The organism is Pseudomonas putida, assembly GCF_028682395.1.
GTDB classification, from domain to species: Bacteria; Pseudomonadota; Gammaproteobacteria; order Pseudomonadales; family Pseudomonadaceae; genus Aquipseudomonas; species Aquipseudomonas putida_AB.
The window spans coordinates 234766-255396 of sequence record NZ_JANHLC010000001.1 but is presented as its reverse complement, the minus strand read 5'-3'; the positions used below and the strand labels follow the sequence as shown (position 1 = coordinate 255396).

Annotated in this window: 17 protein-coding genes and 4 tRNA genes; 14 read left to right on the top strand and 7 right to left on the bottom strand. The window is 59.6% G+C overall.

What is annotated here, in order from left to right; genetic code table 11:
- Positions 1-33: 33 nt before the first annotated feature.
- Complete coding sequence (locus NPS46_RS01205) at positions 34-1068, top strand: OmpA family protein (protein WP_274104566.1); 1035 nt, start codon at positions 34-36, stop codon at positions 1066-1068.
- Positions 1069-1205: 137 nt separating this feature from the next.
- Entirely contained in the window at positions 1206-2231 is a 1026-nt protein-coding gene (locus NPS46_RS01200; RefSeq protein ID WP_274104565.1) for a quinone-dependent dihydroorotate dehydrogenase, read from the top strand.
- Between the two features lie 122 nt (positions 2232-2353).
- Here the strand turns inward: NPS46_RS01200 and rmf are convergent, their stop codons facing one another.
- Positions 2354-2569, bottom strand: coding sequence for a ribosome modulation factor (gene rmf, locus NPS46_RS01195; RefSeq protein WP_002553055.1), 216 nt, complete (start codon positions 2567-2569; stop codon positions 2354-2356).
- Positions 2570-3113: 544 nt separating this feature from the next.
- On the opposite strand from rmf, the gene rlmKL reads away from it, so the two are divergent.
- A complete protein-coding gene (rlmKL, locus tag NPS46_RS01190; protein ID WP_274104564.1) occupies positions 3114-5387 on the top strand; it encodes a bifunctional 23S rRNA (guanine(2069)-N(7))-methyltransferase RlmK/23S rRNA (guanine(2445)-N(2))-methyltransferase RlmL in 2274 nt (757 codons plus the stop codon).
- 134 nt (positions 5388-5521) lie between these two features.
- Positions 5522-7900: a sensor domain-containing diguanylate cyclase gene (locus NPS46_RS01185; protein ID WP_274104563.1), complete on the top strand. Its 2379-nt coding sequence runs from the start codon at positions 5522-5524 to the stop codon at positions 7898-7900.
- Positions 7901-7958: 58 nt separating this feature from the next.
- Here NPS46_RS01185 and dacB read toward each other — a convergent pair whose 3' ends face one another.
- On the bottom strand, positions 7959-9413 hold the full coding sequence (gene dacB / locus NPS46_RS01180; protein WP_274104562.1) for a D-alanyl-D-alanine carboxypeptidase/D-alanyl-D-alanine endopeptidase: 1455 nt from the start codon (positions 9411-9413) through the stop codon (positions 7959-7961).
- Positions 9414-9637: 224 nt separating this feature from the next.
- Here dacB and NPS46_RS01175 point away from each other — a divergent pair, with 224 nt between their 5' ends.
- A complete protein-coding gene (locus NPS46_RS01175) occupies positions 9638-9982 on the top strand; it encodes a YggL family protein (protein WP_274104561.1) in 345 nt (114 codons plus the stop codon).
- Positions 9983-10186: 204 nt separating this feature from the next.
- Here NPS46_RS01175 and NPS46_RS01170 read toward each other — a convergent pair whose 3' ends face one another.
- The gene (locus tag NPS46_RS01170; protein ID WP_274104560.1) at positions 10187-10942 is read right to left on the bottom strand and encodes a hypothetical protein; all 756 of its coding nucleotides are present in this window, start codon (positions 10940-10942) and stop codon (positions 10187-10189) included.
- Positions 10943-11307: 365 nt separating this feature from the next.
- On the opposite strand from NPS46_RS01170, the gene NPS46_RS01165 reads away from it, so the two are divergent.
- From NPS46_RS01165 to NPS46_RS01150, 4 genes are all read left to right on the top strand, one after another.
- A tRNA-Glu gene (locus NPS46_RS01165) sits at positions 11308-11383 on the top strand.
- A 3-nt stretch (positions 11384-11386) separates the two neighbouring features.
- Positions 11387-11462, top strand: a tRNA-Gly gene (locus NPS46_RS01160).
- A gap of 104 nt (positions 11463-11566) precedes the next feature.
- A tRNA-Glu gene (locus NPS46_RS01155) sits at positions 11567-11642 on the top strand.
- A gap of 3 nt (positions 11643-11645) precedes the next feature.
- Positions 11646-11721: transfer RNA gene (locus NPS46_RS01150), tRNA-Gly, on the top strand.
- Between the two features lie 123 nt (positions 11722-11844).
- Here the strand turns inward: NPS46_RS01150 and NPS46_RS01145 are convergent.
- On the bottom strand, positions 11845-12483 hold the full coding sequence (locus NPS46_RS01145; protein WP_274104559.1) for a LysE family translocator: 639 nt from the start codon (positions 12481-12483) through the stop codon (positions 11845-11847).
- A 122-nt stretch (positions 12484-12605) separates the two neighbouring features.
- Between NPS46_RS01145 and NPS46_RS01140 the strand changes: the two genes are divergently transcribed.
- Positions 12606-13550, top strand: a complete 945-nt coding sequence (locus tag NPS46_RS01140; RefSeq protein ID WP_274104558.1) for a LysR family transcriptional regulator — start codon at positions 12606-12608, stop codon at positions 13548-13550.
- 52 nt (positions 13551-13602) lie between these two features.
- Here the strand turns inward: NPS46_RS01140 and NPS46_RS01135 are convergent, their stop codons facing one another.
- Together NPS46_RS01135 and NPS46_RS01130 are read right to left on the bottom strand one after the other, a co-directional pair.
- Positions 13603-14013, bottom strand: coding sequence for a PA2817 family protein (locus NPS46_RS01135; RefSeq protein WP_274104557.1), 411 nt, complete (start codon positions 14011-14013; stop codon positions 13603-13605).
- Positions 14014-14080: 67 nt separating this feature from the next.
- A complete protein-coding gene (locus tag NPS46_RS01130; RefSeq protein WP_274104556.1) occupies positions 14081-16528 on the bottom strand; it encodes an acyl-CoA dehydrogenase in 2448 nt (815 codons plus the stop codon).
- 265 nt (positions 16529-16793) lie between these two features.
- Here NPS46_RS01130 and NPS46_RS01125 point away from each other — a divergent pair, with 265 nt between their 5' ends.
- The 4 genes from NPS46_RS01125 to NPS46_RS01110 all read left to right on the top strand — a co-directional run bounded on the left by NPS46_RS01125 (position 16794) and on the right by NPS46_RS01110 (position 19977).
- The gene (locus NPS46_RS01125) at positions 16794-17453 is read left to right on the top strand and encodes a transglutaminase-like domain-containing protein (RefSeq protein ID WP_274104555.1); all 660 of its coding nucleotides are present in this window, start codon (positions 16794-16796) and stop codon (positions 17451-17453) included.
- Between the two features lie 58 nt (positions 17454-17511).
- On the top strand, positions 17512-18135 hold the full coding sequence (locus tag NPS46_RS01120) for a glutathione S-transferase family protein (protein ID WP_274104554.1): 624 nt from the start codon (positions 17512-17514) through the stop codon (positions 18133-18135).
- 133 nt (positions 18136-18268) lie between these two features.
- A complete protein-coding gene (locus NPS46_RS01115; RefSeq protein ID WP_274104553.1) occupies positions 18269-19201 on the top strand; it encodes an ABC transporter ATP-binding protein in 933 nt (310 codons plus the stop codon).
- Entirely contained in the window at positions 19198-19977 is a 780-nt protein-coding gene (locus tag NPS46_RS01110) for an ABC transporter permease (protein WP_274104552.1), read from the top strand. Before NPS46_RS01115 ends, NPS46_RS01110 begins: the two co-directional genes overlap by 4 nt.
- Before the next feature lie 51 nt (positions 19978-20028).
- Here NPS46_RS01110 and NPS46_RS01105 read toward each other — a convergent pair whose 3' ends face one another.
- A complete protein-coding gene (locus tag NPS46_RS01105; RefSeq protein ID WP_274104551.1) occupies positions 20029-20541 on the bottom strand; it encodes a DUF2062 domain-containing protein in 513 nt (170 codons plus the stop codon).
- Positions 20542-20631 lie beyond the last annotated feature (90 nt).

Sequence of the window (20631 nt, the reverse complement as noted above, 5' to 3'; positions counted from 1 at the left end):
CTGCTTCACAATCACCAGATGGGGATTTAACGGATGAAATTGAAAAACACCTTGGGCTTGGCCATTTCTACTCTTGTAGCCGCAGCTTCGTTCGGCGCTCTGGCACAAGGCCAAGGCGCGGTCGAAATCGAAGGCTTCGCCAAGAAAGAAATGTTCGACAGCGCCCGCGACTTCAAAAACAACGGCAACCTGTTCGGCGGCTCTCTGGGCTACTTCCTGACCGACGACGTAGAGCTGCGTCTGGCCTACGACGAAGTTCACAACGTTCGTAGCAATGACGGCCGCAACATCAAGGGCGCGAACACCGCTCTGGACGCTCTGTACCACTTCAACAACCCGGGCGACATGCTGCGTCCATACGTCTCGGCTGGTTTCTCCGATCAGAGCATCGGTCAGAACGGCAACGGCGGTCGTGACCGCTCCACCTTCGCCAACCTGGGCGGTGGTGCCAAGCTGTACTTCACCGACAACTTCTACGCTCGTGCCGGTGTTGAAGCGCAATACAACATCGACAAAGGCGACACCGAGTGGGCGCCAAGCGTCGGTATCGGCGTTAACTTCGGTGGCGGCTCCAAGCCAGCTGCAGCACCTGTTCCAGCTCCGGCTGAAGTGTGCTCCGACAGCGACAACGATGGCGTGTGCGACAACGTCGACAAGTGCCCGGACACCCCAGCCAACGTGACCGTTGATGCTGATGGCTGCCCAGCAGTTGCTGAAGTGGTTCGTGTTGAGCTGGACGTTAAGTTCGACTTCGACAAGTCGGTTGTTAAGCCTAACAGCTACGGCGACATCAAGAACCTCGCTGACTTCATGAAGCAGTACCCACAAACCAGCACCACCGTTGAAGGTCACACTGACAACGTCGGTCCTGATGCCTACAACCAGAAGCTGTCCGAGCGTCGTGCAAACGCCGTTAAACAAGTTCTGGTCAACCAGTACGGCGTTGGCGCTGGCCGCGTTAACTCGGTTGGTTACGGCGAATCCCGCCCAGTTGCTGACAACGCAACTGAAGCTGGCCGTGCCATCAACCGTCGCGTAGAAGCGTCGGTTGAAGCTCAAGCTAAGTAATTAGCTAAGCGCTCGGAAAAGCCCGGCTTATGTCGGGCTTTTCTTTGCCTGCGATTTTTGCGGTGTGCCTCGCTTGCGTGGCATTGCCCCGGCTATAATCGCCACCTATTTTGCCGCCACCCGAGGCCAATTCGCCCATGTATAACCTGGCCCGCCAGCTGTTGTTCAAACTCTCCCCGGAAACCTCCCACGATCTGTCGCTTGACCTGATCGGTGCTGGCGGCCGTTTGGGGCTCAACGGTCTGTTGTGCAAGGCGCCGGCGCAATTGCCAGTCAATGTCATGGGCCTGGATTTTCCCAATCCGGTCGGCTTGGCTGCCGGTTTGGACAAGAACGGTGCGGCCATCGATGGTTTTTCCCAGCTGGGTTTCGGCTTTATCGAAATCGGTACGGTAACGCCACGGCCTCAGCCGGGTAATCCCAAGCCACGGATCTTCCGCTTGCCTGAAGCCGAGGCGATCATCAATCGCATGGGCTTCAATAACCTGGGTGTGGACAATCTGCTGGCACGCGTCAAGGCGTCGAGCTACAAGGGCGTTCTAGGCATCAATATCGGCAAGAACTTCGATACCCCGGTAGAACGTGCGGTCGATGACTACCTGATCTGTCTGGACAAGGTGTATGCCCACGCCAGCTATGTAACGGTCAACGTCAGCTCGCCGAACACGCCCGGGCTGCGCAGCCTGCAATTTGGTGACTCACTCAAGCAACTGCTCGAGGCCCTGCGCCAGCGCCAGGAAGACCTTGCGCAGCAGCACGGCAAGCGCGTGCCACTGGCAATCAAGATTGCCCCGGACATGAGCGATGAGGAGACTGTGGAGGTCGCGCGCGCGCTGGTCGAGTCGGGTATGGATGCCGTGATCGCGACCAATACGACCCTGAGTCGTGTCGGCGTGGAGGGGTTGGAGCATGGCGACGAGGCGGGTGGTCTCTCCGGTGCGCCAGTGCGCGACAAAAGCACGCATACCGTGAAAGTACTCGCGGCTGAGCTGGCGGGGCGCTTGCCGATCATCGCCGCTGGCGGCATCACCGAGGGGCGCTACGCGGCGGAGAAAATGGCCGCAGGTGCGAGCCTGGTCCAATTGTATTCCGGCTTTATCTATAAAGGCCCGGCGTTGATTCGCGAGTCGGTGGATGCGATCGCGGCTTTGCCGCGCTCCTGATTGATTGGCCCCCATTAAAAAGGGCTCCTCGAAGGAGCCCTTGGGCCGCAGCCCGCCGCCTGGATGAGGCGTGCGTGGTGAAGGTTTACTGATTCAAATTGTAGTGTCGGTATGTGCCCTGATCAGCCGACCGCGTGAAGTTCGTTGAGTCTGTGGATGCCCGCAGTGCCGGTCATACCGTCCCAGTTGTCGCCGCGTCCTTCTCGCCAGCCGTTAATCCAGGCTTGGCGCACTGACGGTAGAGTAAAGGGGCAAAGCTCACGGGATTTGCCATGAACGCCGTATTGATATCCGCGTAAAAATGCTCTTTCCAACGGATCACGCTTAAGTCTTCTCATAGGGTGTTGCCCTCACTGGTTGACTGTAGTTATGTCCTGTCGGCCTCTGGAAAGGCCGGGCAGAATGTATCTGCCGTTGGTGCTCGCTGCCGGCGTCGCGAGCTTGCTGTTGCGGCCATTGCGGCTGCAACCTGTGTTGAGTTCTAACCAATGCGCCGTGGAGAGGGAATGATCGTTTTGTCATAAGGACGTAACGATAATGGTGCTAAGGCCATAAGGTGATTGGCTCCCATGGCCGGGTGTTAGCGGCAAAGCCAGCTATGATCAGGTTTTGGCGGGAAAATGAGGTTAATTCTCGCTCGCGAATACCGACCTGTTGCGCTCGGGTATTATTCGACGAAGGGTCTGCGTGAGACATTTTGTAGCAACTCTTTTTAACTGCCTTGCGTCTAATTTCATTCGACCTATGGGTCGGAGGGTATTTCGCGAGGTGGAAGGGCACAGATTCGTGCCGCACGGGCGCTCTTCAAGAAAAGCGCTCGATCGAAACCGAACGGGCAATGCGTTGCCCCTTCACTGATGGCTTCAAAGCCTTGGAATTCCCATGTCGGATCGTTACGAACTCTTCCTCACCTGCCCCAAGGGTCTCGAAGGCCTACTCATCGAGGAAGCCGTTGGGCTTGGCCTTGAAGACGCGCGCGAGCACACCTCGGCTATTCGCGGCACGGCCGATATGGAGACCGCCTATCGCCTGTGCTTGTGGTCGCGCCTGGCCAACCGCGTGCTGTTGGTCCTCAAGCGCTTCCCGATGAAAGACGCTGAAGACCTGTACCACGGTGTCCTCGATGTCGACTGGCAGGAGCATATGGTCCCGGATGGCACGCTGGCGGTGGAGTTCAGCGGGCACGGTTCGGGGATCGACAACACCCACTTCGGCGCCTTGAAGGTCAAGGACGCGATTGTTGACAAGCTGCGTACTCCAGCCGGTGAGCGGCCATCCATCGACAAGATCAGCCCGGACCTGCGCATTCACCTGCGCCTGGATCGCGGCGAAGCGATCCTGTCCCTCGATCTCTCCGGGCACAGCCTGCACCAGCGCGGATACCGTCTGCAGCAAGGTGCGGCGCCGCTGAAGGAAAACCTGGCGGCAGCGATCCTGATTCGTGCCGGCTGGCCGCGAATCGCCGCCGAAGGCGGCGCATTGACCGACCCGATGTGCGGTGTGGGTACTTTCCTGGTCGAAGGCGCGATGATCGCAGCCGACAGGGCGCCCAACCTCAACCGCGAGCATTGGGGCTTCGATGCCTGGCTGGGCCATGTCCCGGCGCTGTGGAAAAAATTGCATGACGAGGCGACGCAGCGCGCCGAGATCGGCATGGCGCAGCCGCCGCTGTGGATTCGCGGCTACGAAGCCGATCCGCGGCTGATCCAGCCGGCGCGTAACAATATCGAGCGCGCTGGGCTGAGCCACTGGGTCAAGATCTACCAGGGAGAAGTCGGGACTTTCGAGCCGCGCCCGGACCAGAACCAGAAAGGCCTGGTGATCTGCAACCCACCCTACGGCGAGCGACTGGGTGATGAGGCGAGCCTGCTGTATCTCTATCAGAATCTTGGCGAACGTCTGCGCCAGGCTTGTCTGAACTGGGAGGCGGCGGTATTCACTGGCGCCCCGGACCTGGGCAAGCGCATGGGGATTCGCAGCCATAAGCAGTATTCCTTCTGGAACGGCGCCTTGCCCTGCAAACTGCTCCTGATCAAGGTGCAGCCGGATCAGTTTGTCACTGGCGAGCGACGCACGCCCGAACAGCGTCAGGTCGAGCGCGAACAGGCCGAGGCCGTTGCCCCGGCCGATCTGGTCGCCCCTGGCAAGTACGAGAAGTACAACAAGAACGGCAATCCGATCAAGCCGGCACCCGCGCCCGTGGTCGAACAGGCTCGCTTGAGCGAAGGCGGACAGATGTTTGCCAATCGCCTGCAGAAAAACCTCAAGCTACTGGGCAAGTGGGCCAAGCGCGAAGGGATCGATTGCTATCGCGTCTACGATGCCGATATGCCGGAGTACTCCCTGGCCATCGACCTGTATCACGATTGGGTGCACGTCCAGGAGTACGCTGCGCCCAAGTCCATTGACCCGGAGAAGGCCCAGGCGCGTCTGTTCGATGCCCTGGCGGCGATTCCCCAGGCTCTGAATGTCGACAAGAGTCGTGTCATCATCAAGCGCCGTGAGCGCCAGAGTGGCACCAAGCAGTACGAGCGCCAGAGCGCCCAGGGCAAGTTAACCGAAGTCAGCGAAGGCGGCGTGAAGTTGCTGGTTAACCTGACAGATTACCTGGACACGGGCCTGTTCCTCGACCATCGGCCAATGCGCATGCGCATCCAGAAAGAGGCCGAGGGCAAGCGTTTCCTCAATCTGTTCTGTTATACCGCGACAGCCAGCGTGCACGCGGCCAAGGGTGGCGCGCGCAGCACCACCAGCGTCGACCTGTCGAAAACCTACCTCGACTGGGCGCGGCGCAACTTCTCGCTCAATGGTTTCTCCGACAGGAACCGGTTGGAGCAGGGCGATGTCATGGCGTGGCTGGACACCTGCCGCGATGAGTTCGATCTGATCTTTATCGATCCGCCGACGTTCTCCAACTCCAAGCGCATGGAAGGCGTGTTCGATGTGCAGCGCGACCATGTGCAGTTGCTGGATCTGGCCATGGCGCGTCTCGCTCCTGGCGGCGTGGTGTATTTCTCCAACAACTTCCGCAAGTTCCAGCTCGACGAGCATCTGGGCGAGCGTTATGCGGTGGAGGAAATCACAGCCAAGACCATCGATCCTGACTTCGCTCGCAACAGCAAGATCCACCGTGCCTGGAAAATAATGGCTCGTTGATAACCGCCAAGGCACCGGGACCGGTTTTTCCGGTTTCGGTGTCGTTTTACGGCTAGTCAAACAAGCGGCGAGTGGCTATAAATCTGTCAAAGCCTAGGTGACGCTCAGGTGCGCCGGCGTTGTGAGTTGCGCGTATGCCGTTGCCTGCCATCAAACAGAAGCAGTTGAACTTGATCAGCGAGCGGGCGTGGGCCTGGATCGTTGCGGTCTCGGCGTTGCTCATGGGCGGGCTGTTGAGCGCCTTGCTGGCGCTGGCGCTGGATCATCTCTATCAGCGTCAGTTGCAGCAGCGTTTCGATCTGCTGGTGGGCGAACGACTCAGTCGTATTGAAGAGCGCTTCGATGATCAGGTGCAACGCCTGGATAGCCTGCGCCGCTTCTTCGTGAGCTCCGATTCAATCTCCCGCCAGGAATTCGATGGCTTTGCCGGACCGTTGCTATTGCGCACTCAGGCGTATGCCTGGGCCCCGCGCGTTGCGGGTAACGAACGTGCGGCCTTCGAGCAGCAGGTGCGCGAACAGGGCCTAGTCAATTTTTCGATTCGTGAACTGGATGCCGATGGTGTGCTGCAGTTGGCCGGGCCGCGCGCGGAGTATGTGCCGCTACTGTACAGCCAGACCCTGAGCGTGCTCGATTCACCCCTGGGCTTCGATCTGCTGGCCCAGCCCTTGCGTCGCTTGACCCTGGAGCACGCCCGCAGCAATGGCAACATGGCTGTTTCGCAGCCGATGAGCCTGGTTGGGGTCGAGCCGGCGTATGCCCGGGGTGTTCTGTTGGTGGCGCCGGTTTCGCGGCTCCCGTCGGCGCAGGTTCCCTCGCCTCAACCCTATGGCTATGTCACGGCGGCGATCAGCATGCGCCAACTGCTGGCCGATGGTTTGCCGGCGCCGGGGGAAGACAATCTGGCGGTGCGGATTCTCGATCTTTCCACCGAGGGCGCGCGCGAAGTGCTGTTCGACTCAGTCAGTCCCGCCGCGCCGAGCTCGCTGAGGGCTACCAGGCGGTTGCGCCTGGCGGACCATGAGTACGAAGTGGATGTGCGTCCCAGCGAGGCGTTCTTTCTTGCCAATCACTCGTTTGCCAATGTGGTCGGGTTGCTGGGCGGCTTGTTGAGCGTGCTGCTCAGCATTCTGCTGTATGTGCTGGTCAGTCAGCGACGCCGGGCGTTGAGCCTGGTCGAGCAGCGCACCGCGCAGTTGCGCCAGCGCGAGCGAGAGTGGCGCGGCGTACTCGACGCGGCGACACAGGTGGCGATTATCGCTACCGATCTGCGTGGGGTCATCACCACATTCAATGCCGGTGCCGAACAGATGCTGGGGTATGTCGGCCCGCAAGTACTGGGACGATTGCGGCTCGAGGATCTGCTGCTGGCGGAAGAACTGCAGCGGCGGGCCCAGGTGCTGGGGCGTCAGCAGGGGACCCCGATACCGTTGTCCCAGGCGATGCTGGTCGAGATCAAGGAGGGCGATGGGCACGAAGGTCGGGAGTGGACGTTGGTGCGGCGCGACGGCAGTTGCCTGTCAGTGAGCATGCTGGTGACGCCCATGCTGGATGAGGATGGGGTATGCGCCGGGCATCTGGCGGTGTGCATCGATATCACTGAGCGCAAGCGCGTGCACGAAGCCCTGGCGGCTCGTGATCGCCTGTTGGAAAAACTCAGCGCCCATGTGCCGGGTGGGATTTATCAGTTCCGCCTTAGCCTCGATGGGCGTTCCTGCTTTAGCTACACCAGCGAAGGCCTGCGCGATATCTATGAAATCGAACCGCAAATATTGCGGCACGATGCCCAGCCGGTGTTCGAGCGTATTCACCCGCAAGACCTGTCTCGGGTGCTCGCATCGATCCGTCACTCTGCCGAGGGGCTTGGCCCCTGGCGCGAGGAATATCGCGTGTGCCTGCCCGCGCGCGGCGTGCGCTGGGTGCGTGGCGAAGCGACGCCGGAGCGGCTTCCGGGCGGAGATGTGCAGTGGCACGGCTATCTTTCCGATATCACCGATTTGAAGCGGGTCGAGGAGGAGTTGCGCACGCTATCGGTAACCGACGCCCTGACCGGTGTGCACAATCGTCGCTTTTTTCAGGAGCGTCTCCAGGCCGAGTTGACGCGGGTGGCGGAAGGAATGGGGGAACTGGCGGTGATCATGCTCGATATCGATCACTTCAAGCGGATCAATGATGTGCATGGTCATGCTGTCGGTGATCAAGTCTTGAAGGAGGTCTGCCTGCGCATTGGGCGGCGCTTGCGTAGCAGCGATGTGTTCTGTCGGTTGGGCGGCGAGGAGTTTTTGGTCTTGTGCCCGGCAACCAATGCCGCGCAGGCGCAGATGCTGGCTCGGCAGCTGTGGGAAAGCTTGCGCCAGGTGCCATTCGAAGCCGTGGGCAGTGTGACGGCAAGTTTTGGTGTGGCCTGCTGGCGTATGGGGGAGGGCGGCGATGCGTTGTTGCTGCGTGCAGACTCGGGCGTCTACGCGGCGAAGCAGGCGGGACGTGACCGGGTTCAGGCTGAGTTGGCTTAAAAAAAACAGCGACTAGGCAGCAAGCAGCAGCTTGCTGCTTAGTCGTTTGCGGTTGCTGTTAAGGCTGCTGGGCGACCAGCTTCGGTTGGCGATACAGGTCGAGCAGGACCTGGTCCAGCACCGACGAGGCGCCCCACGGTTTTGGATCGTTGAGGATCGCGACCACGGCCCAGGTATTGCCATTGCTGTCGCGGCTGAAGCCGGCAATGGCGCGGACGGTGTTCAGGGTGCCGGTCTTGATATGGGCTTCGCCGGACATGGCGGTGCGTTTCAGGCGTTTGCGCATGGTGCCGTCCATTCCCGCGATAGGCATGGAGCTGATGAACTCCGCGGCATAGGGGCTTTTCCAGGCGGCTTGCAGCATCGCCGCCATTTCTCGGGCGCTGACGCGTTCGGCGCGGGAGAGGCCTGAGCCGTTTTCCATGACCAGGTGCGGCGCGGTGATGCCTTTTTGTGCCAGCCACTGACGGATAACCCGCTGCGCGGCCTTGGCGTCGTCGCCATCGGCATCATTGCGAAACTTGGCGCCAAGGCTCAGGAACAACTGTTGGGCCATGGTGTTGTTACTGTATTTATTGATATCGCGGATGATTTCCGCCAGGTCCGGCGAGAAGGCGCGGGCCACGACGCGAGCGCTCTTGGGCACGGCGTCGAGGCGGTCCTTGCCATGGATGGTGCCGCCCAGTTCCTGCCAGATCGCGCGCACGGCGCCAGCCGCATAGGTGGCGTGGTCGAGCAGTGACAGGTAGGTCTGCGAGCTGCAGCCATCGGCCAGTTGCCCGCTGACGGTGACCAGCGTGGTGCCATCGGCCTGTGCTACCGGGTTGTAGCGAACATCGCCAGTGCATTGCTTGGTATTGGCAATCTTGACCTGGTTGTCGATGCGGATCCGGGCAATCGGTGGTTCGACCGAAATTAGTACCTTGCCGGCCTCGTTGCGCGCGACGAAACGCAGGGCCTTGAGGTTGACCAGCAGCGAGTCGGGCTTGACCAGGAAGGGCTTGTTTTCGTCATTGCCGTCGTCGTTGAAAACCGGCAGTTGCGGTTGCAGGAAGTGGCTGCGGTCGAGCACCAGGTCACCGGTGACCTGTTGTACGCCATTGGCGCGAAGGTCGCGCATCAGCAGCCAGAGTTTTTCCATGTTCAGCTTGGGGTCGCCACCGCCCTTGAGGTACAGGTTGCCGTTGAGCACCCCATTGGCCAGTGTGCCGTCAGTGTAGAACTCGGTTTTCCACTGATAGGTCGGACCAAGCATTTCCAGCGCAGCGTAGGTGGTGACCAGCTTCATGGTCGAGGCCGGGTTGACCGAGACATCGGCATTGAACACGGTCGGTGTGCCTGGGCCATTGAGTGGCAGCATGACCAGCGACAGCGCATCGTTCTGCAGCTTGTTGTTTTTCAGCGCCTGCTGAACCTTGGGCGAGAGCGTGGTGTTGACCGGTCCGGCATTGGCATTGATGGCCAAAGGCAGTAGCAGGCCGGCGAGAAGCAGTGGACGGAGCGATTTGAGCATATGAAATAAAACCCTGCTGCAAAGGGGAAACGAGGGCGTGTAAAAAAGCCCTCAGTGGTCATGAAAGTGTCGGCATTATGCCTTATGGCCGGTGTAGTTGCGCCGCTGCATGGCGGTCTGGGCAGCGTTTTTTTGCAGCGGGCGACCGAGGGTTCCGAGAGAGGCGGGCAATCGTCGGCCGAAGCTGCTAAAGTGCCGCGGTTATTACTCAAGAGGATTGTTTCATGGCCACTAACCGTTCCCAGCGTCTGCGCAAAAAACTCTGCGTTGATGAATTTCAAGAGCTGGGTTTCGAGCTGAACCTGGATTTCAAGGAAGATCTGGCTGAAGAGGCTATCGACGCATTCCTCGACGCATTCCTCAAAGAAGCCATGGAAGCCAATGGCCTTGGCTATGTTGGCGGCGATGACTACGGTCTGGTTTGCCTAGGCAAGCGTGGCTCGGTCAGCGAAGAGCAACGCGCGACTGTCGAAGCCTGGCTCAAAGGCCGCAGCGAACTGACCAATGTTGAAGTCAGCCCGCTGATTGACGTCTGGTACCCGGAAAAGCCGATCAATCCGGTAGCCTGATGTCATACAAAAAAGCAGCCGTTATCGGCTGCTTTTTTGTTTTCGCTCGCTGAACCCCTCGCTCCTCGCCTCGCCCTCGCGCCTTACCTCCCTCACTTCGTATTCCCTGACTGACCTTGCCGGGCATCTGCCGGGATAGCGTGTGGGCGACAGATACGAAAACGGACAGGTCAGGCCTGTCCGTTCTGGTCGTGCGCGCAGGGTTTAGTCGTAGATAACCTTCTTCTTCCAGTCATCGGCTGCATCGGTCTTCAGGCCTTCGGTCAGCTCGTTGGCATCGTCGGGTGCAGCTTCGTTCTTGCTCAGCACCATGGAGTTGGCGCGGGCCAGCAGCTTCTCCATGTACTGCAATTGCTCGGCATAGAGGGCCGGTTCCGTCTGCTTGCGCAGGTACTGTACGCCGCGCTCGAAGGCCAGGCGGGCCTGGCCCGGCTGGTTCTGCTGGAGGGCGTGCTGGCCGAGGTTGTTGAAAAACTCGATATGCAGCAAGACCAGGATATGGCGGATCTCCTTGACCCAGCGCTTGGCTTCATTGGCAGGCAAAACGCCGTCCTGGGCCGCGCGGACCACTTGGCCATGCAGTGCCTCCAATAGGAAGCGGACATCCTTGGCCTTGACTTCGGTCTGGATCGGGTTGGGCGGGTTGTTGATCGGGATGGACTCGCCTTGGCCGATCAGGGTTTCGAGCTCGCTCACTCGGGCTCTGAGGTTGGCATTGGATTTCTCCAGTTGGAGCAGGCGTTGAGTGGCATTGAGCTCCAGGCGAGTCAGCAGCAGCTTGAGTGCTGGCGACATCAATTGTCCGGGGAAGGTCTCGGAGATTTCACTGCAACGGCGCAGACGGTCGTTGAGTTCGATCTTGTGCCGGGCTTTCTCCAGTTTATTGTTCTCCACTACATGGTTCATGTAGCCAATGGTGATCAGTAAAAAGATCCCGGCTATGACTAGCAGGGTGATCATGAGTGGGGTCACCGTTAAAACCTCTTCGGGGTGGTGTATGCGAGTGTAGTGACTAGTCTTGCAGACGGATAGATTGGATGGTAGCGCAGGACCTGACGAGGACCAGGAGGGTCTTCTCTATAAAGAGGTGCACATTGCCATCAAATTTCGTGGGCGACTATAACGTCTAGTCGCTCGTCATAAAATAGACGTCAAAGGTCAGGCGTCGAGAATCTCTCTGTCAGCCCCAAAGTACCGGGAAGTCATTGATTTAAATAAATTTATATCTGGGGGTTGACGACTTCCCAATCCATCCATAGAATGCGCGCCACTTGCAGCGTAAAGCACACAGCGAAGCGCCAAAGAGTAGTGAATGTTGTACGTGTGTCCCCTTCGTCTAGTGGCCTAGGACACCGCCCTTTCACGGCGGTAACAGGGGTTCGAGTCCCCTAGGGGACGCCATATGCGGGAATAGCTCAGTTGGTAGAGCACGACCTTGCCAAGGTCGGGGTCGCGAGTTCGAGTCTCGTTTCCCGCTCCAATTTTAAACAGCTTTGCCTTCGGGTGAAGTTGAGTGAAACCAGAACCAAGTCTTCGGATGCGGATCTGGGCACTGGGACACACACCATGTGTTCCGGGCAGCGTGTCCCCTTCGTCTAGTGGCCTAGGACACCGCCCTTTCACGGCGGTAACAGGGGTTCGAGTCCCCTAGGGGACGCCATTTGCGGGAATAGCTCAGTTGGTAGAGCACGACCTTGCCAAGGTCGGGGTCGCGAGTTCGAGTCTCGTTTCCCGCTCCAATTTATACAAAAACGCCGCTCAATAGAGCGGCGTTTTTGTTTGTCTGCGATTTGCATTGTCCATTGCCGCAGCGCCCAGGCAGGCCGCTTAGATACCGGCTGCGCGGGGTTTCGCGGCAAGGATCAGAGTGTCAGCAGCAGTCGGGCGGCGAAGGCGATCAGAATCACCCCCATGGTTCGTTCGAACCAGTGGCCCAGGCGCAGAAATGCCTGGCGCACGCCAGGGCTAGAGAACAGCAGGCTGACCAGCACAAACCACAACGCATTGACGCCGCACATCCACACACCATAAAGGGCCTGAATGGGCAGGGGCGTTGAGGCACTGACGAGCGTGGTGAAGATGGCCAGGAAAAACAGCGTGGCCTTGGGGTTGGTGGCGTTAGTCAGGAAGCCGATCATAAAGGCCTTGCTCCAGCCTTGGCTGGCGGCCTCGTGCGTCGGCGCCTCGGTGTCGCCGTTCGTCGCACGTGGTTTGCTGCGTAGCAGGCTGATGCCCAGGTAAAGGATATAGGCGCCACCGACCAGTTTGGCGATATTCAATAGCCACGGCGCACTGTGCATCACGGCGCCAATGCCCAGTAGGGTGTACAGCACATGGACCGAAATCCCAGCGCCAATACCCAGGGCCGTCATCAGGCCGATCAGCCGTCCATAGCGCACGCTTTGGCGCACTGTCACGGCGAAATCGGGGCCTGGGGCGACGACGGCCAGGAAGTGGATACCCGCGAGGGCAAGAAATTCGGGAAGGTAATGAGAAAGCATGGCGGTTCCAGGGGGCGCGAGAGGTGCAGAGGGGGCAGCACGGGTTTATGTGCCGCTGTTTTTATTATAGGAACGGCCTTGTTCTGTGATAATCCATTCAGAAATCAATGGACCTGTGCGCTATGAGCATCAATCCCTCTCTGTCCCTGTTGCAGGAAATGGCCGTTTTCGTACGGGTGGTCGAGACCGGCAGTTTTTCCGAAGCGGCACGTCAACTCGATTTATCACCTTCGGCGGTCAGTCGGGCGATCTCCCGGCTGGAAAAGGCCCTGGCGACTCGGTTGATGCAGCGCACCACGCGCAAACTGCGCCTTAGCGAAGCCGGGGAAGAAGTCTTCAAACGCTGTCGAGAGATGGTGGATGCAGCGCGCTCGGTCATGGAGATCAGCGGGCAGCACACCCAGGAGCCCGAGGGCCTGATTCGAGTTAGTGTGCCCAAGGCGGTCGGGCGTTTTGTCATCCACCCCCATATCGCGGATTTTCTGCGGCTCTACCCGCGAGTCGATGTGCAGATGATTCTCGAGGATCGCTATGTGGATCTGATCGACGACAATGTCGACCTGACCATTCGCATCACCGATCGGCCGCCGCCAGGCCTGGTTGGGCGCCAGTTGCTACCCATCGAGCATTTGCTCTGTGCGACGCCGCGCTATCTGGCCGAGCATGGTACGCCGCAGCATCCCCATGACCTGCTGGAGCACAGTTGCATCTACCTGGGCGAAACGCCGAGCGACGCCCGCTGGAAGTTCAAGCAGGGCAGCAAGACCGTGACGGTCGGGGTGCGCGGTCGTTATGCGGCCAACCATGCCGGCGTTCGCCTGGATGCGGTGTTACAGCATGTCGGTATTGGCAGCTTGCCGTACTTCACGGCTCGCCATGCTTTGGAACAGGGAACGATTGTTCAGGTGCTGGCGGCGTGGAGTTTTCTGGCGTCCTACCATGGCGGTGCCTGGCTGTTGCATGCGCCAACCCGCTATTTGCCGCCCAAGTTGCGGGTCTTTATCGATTTCCTGGTCGAGCGTATGGCGCTTGAGCCGACCCTGGGCAAGCCGGAACGACAAGCATGAAAAAGGCCCGCCGGATGAGCCGTGCGGGCCTTGGTCTGCCCTGTTCAGTGGCTCAGTGCTTACTGTCCTGGGCGGAGAGCGCCAGCAGCTGTTTTTCCTGATTCCAGTCGAAGGGCTCGTCGTTTTGTTCGGCTTCAAAGCGCCGCTCTTCGAGGGCCTGATACAGCTCCAGCTCTTCGTCGGGCATAAAGTGCAGGCAGTCGCCGCCAAAGAACCACAGCAGGTCGCGCGGCACCAGGTGGGCAATCTGCGGGTAGCGCTGGATGACCTGGCACAGAATGTCCTGGCCCAGGTACTGGCTTTCGATCGGGTCTACCGGCAGAAGCAGCATCAGCTCATCGAAGCGCTCCATAAATAGCGTGTGGCTTTCTTCGGGTACCTGTTCGGCTTCACCCAGGGCGACCAGGATGCTGCGCAGGTGCGATAGCAGAACGAGATTGTGGTCGAGATCGGTGTTGGCCATGACAAGGCTCCTCAAGGGAAAAACGGGCGCGCGAGTATAAAGCCCTCGGCGCCCGCTGTCCTGTCGACTAGCGGATCTTTCCTGCGCTGGGCAGCAGTTCCTGCTTGCTGAACGCATCGACATCGATCACCTTGCGTCGCGCGGCTTCGGCGTCGCGCAGGCTTTGCGCCTCAGCGGGTTGCAGAACCCCGGCCTCGAGCGCTGCATCGATGCTCGATTCGCCTGGTGCCGGTTTGACTTGCCCGCTCTTGAGGGCCTGGTGGAGCTTTTTGTGCAGCGGTTGATTGGCGTTCAGCAGGTCGCAGGCGTGCTGCAGGGCACCCACCGGGTCATCTGCCGAGTGTGGGCGATAGCATCCGGCAAGCAGTTCTTCGAGTGCCGGGTCGCCCTTGGCGCGGCCGATGATGGCTGCGACCTCGGCGTCTAGTGTGTCCGACGGACCGGTATGCCGGCGGCCAAATGGAAACACCAGGACGCGCAGGAGGCAGCCCAGGGTCCGGCTCGGGAAGTTTTGTAGCAGCGCGTCCAGGGCATGTTCCGACTGACCGAGGCTTTCCTCCATGGCCCAGTGCAGCAGGGGCTGGAGATACTCCGGGGAGCCCTGGTCGTGGTAGCGCTTGAGCGCAGCCGAGGCCAGATAAAGGTGGCTGAGCACATCGCCAAGGCGTGCCGACAGGCGCTCGCGACGTTTGAGTTCGCCGCCGAGCAGCATCATGCTCAGGTCGGCGAGCAGGGCGAACGCGGCGGCCTGGCGGTTGAGCGCGCGGAAATACCCCTGGCTGATCCGATCACCCGGCGCGGGTTCGAAATGCCCCAGGCCCAGGTTCAAAACCAGGGTGCTCGCGGCATTGCTGACGGCGAAACCGATATGCCTGAGCAACAGGTCATCGAACTCGACCAGGGCCTGGTCGCGGTCTTCCCGCCCGGCCAGGGCCATTTCCTTGAGTACGAAGGGATGACAGCGAATCGCCCCCTGTCCGAAGATCATCAGGTTGCGCGAAAGGATATTGGCGCCTTCCACGGTGATGAAGATCGGCGCTCCCTGCCAGCTGCGGCCCAGATAGTTGTTGGGGCCCATGATGATGCCCTTGCCACCGTGTACGTCCATGGCATGGCCAATGCACTCACGGCCGCGCTCGGTCAGGTGATACTTGAGGATCGCCGACAATACCGAGGGCTTTTCCCCCAAGTCGACGGCATTGGCTGTCAGCATGCGGGCGCTGTCCATCAACCAGGCATTGCCACCAATGCGCGCCAGTGCTTCCTGGATGCCTTCGAAGGCGTTCAGCGGCACATTGAACTGCTCGCGGACCTGGGCATATTGACCCGTTACCAGGCTGGTGAACTTGGCCGCGCCGGTACCGACCGCCGGCAGGGAAATCGAACGCCCGACGGACAGGCAGTTCATCAGCATCATCCAGCCCTTGCCGAGCATCTTCTGGCCACCGATCAGGAAGTCCAGGGGGATGAACACATCCTTGCCCGAATTGGGGCCGTTCATAAAGGCGGCGCCCAGGGGCAGGTGGCGCTGGCCGATCTCTACGCCAGGCGTATCCGTGGGGATCAGTGCCAGGCTGATACCCAGGTCTGCTTCCTCGCCCAGCAGATGGTCGGGGTCGTGGGCCTTGAAAGCCAAGCCCAGTAGGGTGGCGACGGGGCCAAGGGTGATGTAGCGCTTTTCCCAGTTCAGGCGTAGGCCGATCACTTCTTCGCCTTGCCATTGGCCTTTGCAGATAATGCCGGTGTCCGGCATGGCGCCGGCGTCGGAGCCGGCGAGCGGGCCGGTCAGGGCGAAGCAGGGGATGTCATCACCGCGCGCCAGGCGTGGCAGGTAGTGGTTGCGTTGCTCGTCGGTGCCGTAATGCAGGAGTAATTCCGCTGGGCCGAGGGAGTTGGGCACCATCACGGTGGATGCCAAATCGCCACTGCGGGTCGCCAGTTTCATTGCGACCTGGGAGTGGGCATAGGCGGAAAACCCTTTGCCGCCGAACTCCTTGGGAATGATCAGGGCGAAGAAGCCATGTTCTTTGATATGGGCCCAGGCAGCGGGCGGCAGGTCCATGTGCTGGCCGATCTGCCAATCACTGACCATGGCGCAGAGTTCTTCGGTAGGACCGTCGATAAAGGCCTGTTCTTCTTCGGTGAGCGCGGCTTTGGGATAAGCCAGCAGTTGGTTCCAGTCGGGCCGGCCACTAAACAGTTCGCCATCCCACCAGACGGTGCCGGCATCGATGGCATCGCGTTCGGTTTCGGACATGGGGGGCAGCACATTCTGGAACCAGCGAAAGAGCGGGGCGCTGAAATAGCGGCGGCGTAAGTCCGGCAAGAGCAAGGGCGCTGCCACGGCGGCCAGCAGTAACCAGAAGATCACCAGCAGCCAGCCAGGGGCATGGCTGAACAGGCCCATGGCCAGTAGATAGGCCGCGACAACCCCCAGTGCCGGCAGGGGCGAAATCCGGCGATGGGCCAGGTAGGCGATTCCGATGACCAGAACCACTATCCACAACAGCAGCATATTTATTCCTCCGTGAAGACTAGGCAAAACATAGGTGAGTCTAGTCGGCATCTGACAAAGCAGGGGTTAGAACAAACCGCCACAGGTAGGCGCGAGCTTGCTCGCGATGGCGCCAAGTGCGTTGTGGCTGGCCAGGCGGCCCGGGGTTTTATCGCGGGCCAGCTGGTTTTCACAGCGCAATGGGCGCCCGGAACTTGGCGCAAACGTCGTTATCGGTGGCTCAGGCATCTGGCTAGACTCAAGTCTTCTCCGGGAGGGCATGTGAATGCACCAGTACCTGTGTCCAAGTCGCTTCATCGATAGTGACCACCCGTCAGTGGTGGAGTTCGCTGAACGTCATCGTGGTGTCAGTCGCGATCCGCGTGAGCAGGCCGTCAGCCTCTACTACGCGGTGCGCGATAGCGTGCGCTACAACATCTACGCATTCAGTCGCGACCCGCAGACCCTGCGTGCCAGCCATGCGCTGGCCGTTGGCCAGAGCTATTGCGTACCCAAGGCGACCTTACTGGCGGCCTGCGCTCGGCATTGCGGGATCGCGGCGCGTATTGGCCTGGCCGATGTGCGTAATCACCTCTCGACGCCCCGGGTACTGGCCTTGCTCAAGAGTGAGGTGTTCGCCATGCACGGGTATACGGAGTTGTATTTGCAGGGGCGCTGGGTCAAGGCCACGCCGGCCTTTGACCTGGGCCTGTGCGAGGCATTTAACGTAGCCCCGTTGGCGTTCGATGGCGAGACGGACAGCGTGTTTCAGGCCTACACCCAACACGGGCAGCGTCATATGGAGTATCTGCTGGACCATGGGCAGTTTCCTGACGTTCCCGAGGATCTTTTCTTTGGACATTTGGCGGTTTGCTATCCGCATTTGTTCACTGATCAGGCCGTCCCCATCAAAGGTGATTTGCGCGCAGATTTGAGCCGTGATTGATCGCGCGTAGACTGCTCCCGCCGTTCTTTTCCTATTTGGGTGTATCTGGGAGTAGGTAATGCTGAAGATCTGGGGTCGAAAAAACTCATCCAATGTCAGAAAGGTTCTGTGGTGTGCTGAGGAGTTGGGGCTGCCCTACGAATCACTGGCGGCTGGCGGTGCGTTTGGCGTAGTCGATACGCCGGAGTATCGAGCAATGAATCCCAATGGTCGGATTCCGCTGATCGAGGACGCCGGTTTTGTGCTGTGGGAATCAAACACCATCGTGCGTTACCTGGCCGATAAACATGCGCCAGGTACCGCCTGGTCGCCCCGGGACCCGCAGGCCCGTGCCAGCGCCGAAAAATGGATGGACTGGACGACCTCTTCCTTTGCCGGGCCGTTTCGCGACGTGTTCTGGGGCATCCTGCGTACCCCGGCCGAGCAACGGGATTGGCTGCAGATCAATGCTGCGCAAAAACGCTGTGCCGAGCTGCTGTCGATGGCAGATCAGGCACTGGCGACCCAGCCTTACCTTTGCGGCAGTGAAATAGGCGTTGGCGATATCCCCCTGGGCAGCTTTATCTATGCCTGGTTCGAGATGCCTATCGAACGCCCCCCAATGCGCCATTTAGAGGCGTGGTACACGCGCCTGAAAGAGCGTCCGGCGTATCAGCAGGCGGTGATGACCGCGTTGACCTGATAGTCATTATCGATTTTCGTGACTGTACTTGTGCGGCGCTGACAAGCACCATGCCGTCACGTGTCGCCATTGTATTTTCGTGACCCGCTCTTATTTGTATTTTTTTCCTCACTTCTTGGTGCGTAGATCCGTTATGAGTTCCGCTCTGTCAATCCGGCAGCTAACCAAAACCTACGGCAACGGTTTCCAGGCCCTGAGTGGTATCGATCTGGATGTAGCCGAAGGTGATTTCTTCGCTTTGCTCGGCCCCAACGGGGCCGGTAAATCCACAACCATCGGAATTCTCTCGACCCTGGTGAACAAGACCAGTGGCACGGTGAATGTCTTTGGCCATGACCTGGATCGCGAGCCCGCGGCGCTCAAGCGCTGCATTGGCGTGGTGCCCCAGGAGTTCAACTTCAATCAGTTCGAGAAGACCTTCGATATCGTGGTGACCCAGGCGGGTTATTACGGCATCCCCGCGAAGATTGCCAAGGAGCGCGCCGAGCAGTACCTGACGCAGCTCGGTCTGTGGGACAAGCGCGATACGCCTTCGCGGTCGCTGTCCGGCGGCATGAAGCGACGCCTGATGATTGCCCGGGCGCTGGTGCATGAGCCGCGCTTGCTGATTCTCGACGAGCCGACGGCGGGTGTGGATATCGAGCTGCGTCGTTCGATGTGGACCTTTCTGACCGAGCTGAACCAGAAAGGCATCACCATTATCCTGACTACCCACTATCTGGAAGAGGCCGAGCAGCTGTGTCGTAACATAGGCATCATCGACCACGGCACCATTGTTGAAAACACCAGCATGCGCCAGCTTCTGGGCCAGTTGCATGTCGAGACGTTCCTGCTTGACCTCAAGCACAGCCTGAAAGTCGCCCCGCAACTGGTCGGCTATCCGACGCGGCTGATCGACGAGCATACGCTCGAGGTGCAGGTGGACAAGGCCGTTGGCATGACTGCGCTATTCGGCCAGTTGGCCTTGCAGAACATCGAAGTCACCAGCCTGCGCAACAAAACCAATCGTCTTGAGGAGCTGTTTGTGTCCCTGGTGGAAAAAAACCTGGCGAAGGTGGCGATATGAGCGCCGAGCTGAAGCCCAACCTGGTCGCCCTCAATACCATCGTCTATCGCGAAATCCGCCGTTTTACCCGGATCTGGCCGCAAACGCTGCTGCCGCCGGCCATTACGATGGTCCTGTACTTCGTGATCTTCGGTAATCTGATCGGTCGGCAAATCGGTGATATGGGTGGCTTCACCTATATGGAGTACATCGTGCCGGGGCTGATCATGATGTCGGTGATCACCAATGCTTATGGCAACGTGGTTTCCAGTTTCTTTGGCGCCAAGTTCCAGCGCTCCATCGAAGAGCTGATGGTGTCGCCGGTATCACCCCATACCATCCTGATCGGCTTTACCCTGGGCGGCGTGCTGCGCGGATTGATGGTGGGCGTGATCGTCACGCTGCTGTCGTTGTTCTTCACCCAGTTGCAGGTTCATCATCTGGGCGTGACAGTTCTGGTGGTGGTACTGACCGCGACGATCTTCTCCCTGCTGGGGTTTATCAACGCGGTCTTTGCGCGCAATTTCGATGATATCTCGATTATCCCGACCTTCGTGCTGACACCGTTGACCTACCTGGGTGGCGTGTTCTACTCGATTACGCTGCTGCCGCCGTTCTGGCAGACCGTGTCGCTGGCCAATCCGGTCCTGCATATGGTCAATGCCTTTCGCTACGGCATTCTCGGGGTGTCTGATATTCGTATCAGCATTGCTATTGCCTTTATGGTGGTGGCCACCATCGTGCTGTATATCGGTTGCGCTAGATTGCTGGTCAGCGGGCGTGGCATGCGTCAGTAAAACGAGCTACTGAAACGCCAACGGCCTCCCTAGGGAGGCCGTTGGCGTTTTTTAAGGGCGGTTTTTGCGGCGTTTCCACTGCCTGGCCACCCACCAGCGCCAGTAAAGCATGGTCAGGCAATAGGCAAGGGCGCCAAGCACCAGGCCAGAGACCACCGAACCGAGCAGAAAGGGTTGCCAAAGGGTCGACAGCTGGCTGCTGATCCATTCCCAGGTCAACTCGTCCGGCAGGGTTCTGGCCGGCGTATTCATCAGCCAGGCCCCGAGCTGGTAGGTGCAGAAAAAGACCGGCGGCATGGTGATCGGGTTGGTCAGCCAGACCAGGCTCACGGAGATCGGCATATTGGCGCGCACCGAGATCGCCAGGGTGGCTGCCAGCAGCATCTGCATGGGAATGGGGATAAAGGCCGCGAACAGACCAACCGCCATGGCCCTGGCTACCGAGTGGCGATTGAGGTGCCAGAGGTTCGGATCATGCAGCAGGGTGCCGAGAAAGCGTAAGGATTTATGTTCCCTGATGCTCGTGGGCTCTGGCATGTAGCGTTTGAATAATCGACGCGGCATAAGGGTTCTCGCTCGGTCCAGCGCACAAGTATGCCCGGATTCTATGGGTGGAAAATTCAGACTTTGTGACAAAAAATAATGCAGCGCCGC